Origin of the sequence: Pelotomaculum terephthalicicum JT, from assembly GCF_022410535.1 — a bacterium.
Classification (GTDB): Bacteria; Bacillota; Desulfotomaculia; order Desulfotomaculales; family Pelotomaculaceae; genus Pelotomaculum_D; species Pelotomaculum_D terephthalicicum.
Map to the genome: position 1 here is coordinate 1 of NZ_JAKNBL010000083.1, position 2,632 is coordinate 2,632.

Genomic DNA, 2,632 nt, shown 5'->3' on the forward strand with positions numbered 1-2,632 from the left:
ATTACTATAAGGCCCAATACCAGACCCTGGGGCCTTCAGAGGTTCCGGAGTAACTGCTCTCTCAGGAACAAGATGGCTGCCGGCAAATAGAGATGCTATCTTCACAGGTATCAGCCAGTGTGCAGGAATGCGGCAATTAATCAAGTTCGGACAAAAATTGTCCGTGGAAGTTAAACGGTGATTAATATAATGAGCAAATTTAATTTTAAATTAGTTGTATATTACACCATGAGAATCAATGGTGCGAACGTAAATTGCTTTCCCGTCATAGTCGACTTCAAAGAGAATTCTTAACAAGCCTACCGAACCAAGTGAAGTCAGTAAAAAAGGTGGGGATGAGTTCTCCACTTAATGCAGTAATCATGGCCATTTTCTGTAACGCTAACATGAGTTATGCAGTTTTGGATAAATAATACCAGTCCCAAAAACATTTAGAATGGGAGAATCAGATGTAAAATCTGCATTCTGATTTACCGAAGGCTTTTGAGCGATCAAGCCACAAATATATGCAAAAGCCATCAACCAGCTGGAAACACCTGAATGTTTGACAATCCCCATCTGCAAAAAGAGCAATGAGAGTTCAAATTTATCTCAAAAACTCTTAAGGAGTGGGATACCGCCACCAGGTCCATATTGTTTGTTTTCAAAGATCGGTTTTTGCAGGTTCATTAATATATCACCCATATCGATATGTGATGGTAATAAATACCACCATCTTCGATTATTGGGCGCTTTTGAAAATGTCAAGTGGTTTTGATCATTTTTCTGATTTTTTGGGGTACTAATTTACTGCAAGTCATAACTACTGAATACTAAGTAATACAAATGGAAGTATAATTCCATTAGTTGAGTTAATCTGGAATATTTTATGGAAATCAACTAACTCATCTGATAATATTTGCAATTATTACAAAGGTCTGCCTTATCCTGAACCATTACGCAATATGATTCGTCTTCCTTCCAACAAGGTTTAGACTTGTTTACTGCCTCACTTTTATTTCTGGTCTGACTATCTATGCAACTTTTCGTTTTCCAGCAGGAATACATAGCAATGACCTGTTGCACACCGGCGATATTAAGTCCTTTTATATTGATTAGATTATGGATAAACTTTAACCTTTTTAAATCATTATTTGAATAAAGTCTCTGCCTATTTTTTCTTGCCGGATTAATTAAATTATTTTTTTCCCATATACGGAGCGTTTCAGGGTGAATTTCAAGTAGCTGTGCTACTATGCCAATATTTAACATTGGCTTGTCATCATCCCATGTAGGCATTTAATCATCACCGCCTATGAATAAGATTTATAAATTTATTATATATATAGAAATAGGTATTGTAAATATATTATGATATATTATTAAAATGATATAAAAGGAATTCTTATTATTTAAAAATTTAGCTTTAAAAATATGGTTTTAATCAAAATTACATTAACTAATATTGGAATTATTTTATGTATAATAATTAAATAATATTACTTAATAATATTCAATATAATTATTGATTGTTTATGTGGATGAGATCTATAATATTTACAAACTATTACCACAACAAAAGGGGGGGCACCAAATTATGAAAATCAGCATCTATGATAATGAAGTATTAATGAATCATTTTATGAATCCGAGCAACGTTGGAAAAATTGAGAATGCTGACGGAATTGGAATGGCAGGTAATCCCTCATGCAGCGATTATGTAAAGATATACATTAAAGTCGATGGTAATCAATTAAAAGACATAAAATATGAAGTGTATGGCTGTCCGGCAGCTATCGCCACTTCCAGCGCTTTTAGCGAACTGGTTAAAGGTAAGCCGATTATGGAAGCTTTAGATGTAAATGACCAGGACGTTGTTAAAGCTTTAAACGGTTTACCTGAAGAAAAATTACATTGTTCTTGTATGGCTGTGGAGGCTTTCGATAAAGCTGTTATAGACTGGATTATGCGGATCCTTCCGGATTACAAGGAAGAGATTGAGTCAATGGTTAAATCCATCCAAAAAGGGTAAATACAATTGATAGCTAATAATTCATCTTGTGGTTGATGCCTCTAAATATTTAAAAATTTTTATTGAGGATTATTTGAATTATCCGATTTATAATACTTAAATTCTTTGCCGTAATATAATTGACGGATTGATTTTTTTTGTGTATAATAGTAATGAAATAACGACCATAACTTATGGGTTGTTAGACGTAGCTTTCTAGCGGTTGAAAATAAAACAAGAGAAGGTGTTTAAAGCTGAAAATAGCAATTTCTACTCAGGGACAAACACTTGAAAGCAAGGTAGATCTTGGATTTGGCCGGTGCAACTGGTTTATCGTGATAGATACAGATAAAGGTGATTACCATGTAGTGAGTAACGACCAAAACCTGAACGCCGCTCAAGGTGCAGGTATTCAGTCAGCGTAAATAGTCAGCCGCCAGGGAGTGGAAGCTGTAATCACCGGACACTGCGGACCGAAGGCCTTTCGGACATTAAGCGTTGCAGGAATTAAGTTATTTACCGGTGCCGAAGGTACGGTTGCAGATACATTGAAAAGATTTAGAATGAAAAGATTTAGAGAAGGTATGCTTGCAGAAGCGGAAGAAGCAGATGTAGAAGGTCACTGGTTTTAAGTTTTATTAA

General features: G+C 35.0%; 2 protein-coding genes and 1 pseudogene. 2 read left to right on the forward strand and 1 reads right to left on the reverse strand.

Annotated features, from left to right (window positions below):
• Positions 1-879 precede the first annotated feature (879 nt).
• Entirely contained in the window at positions 880-1,278 is a 399-nt protein-coding gene (locus L9W92_RS18500; RefSeq protein ID WP_240085214.1) for a MerR family transcriptional regulator, read from the reverse strand.
• Between the two features lie 298 nt (positions 1,279-1,576).
• Between L9W92_RS18500 and L9W92_RS18505 the strand changes: the two genes are divergently transcribed.
• Positions 1,577-2,011, forward strand: a complete 435-nt coding sequence (locus L9W92_RS18505; protein WP_240085215.1) for an iron-sulfur cluster assembly scaffold protein — start codon at positions 1,577-1,579, stop codon at positions 2,009-2,011.
• Between the two features lie 245 nt (positions 2,012-2,256).
• Positions 2,257-2,622, forward strand: a pseudogene (locus L9W92_RS18510) (NifB/NifX family molybdenum-iron cluster-binding protein).
• Positions 2,623-2,632: the final 10 nt, after the last annotated feature.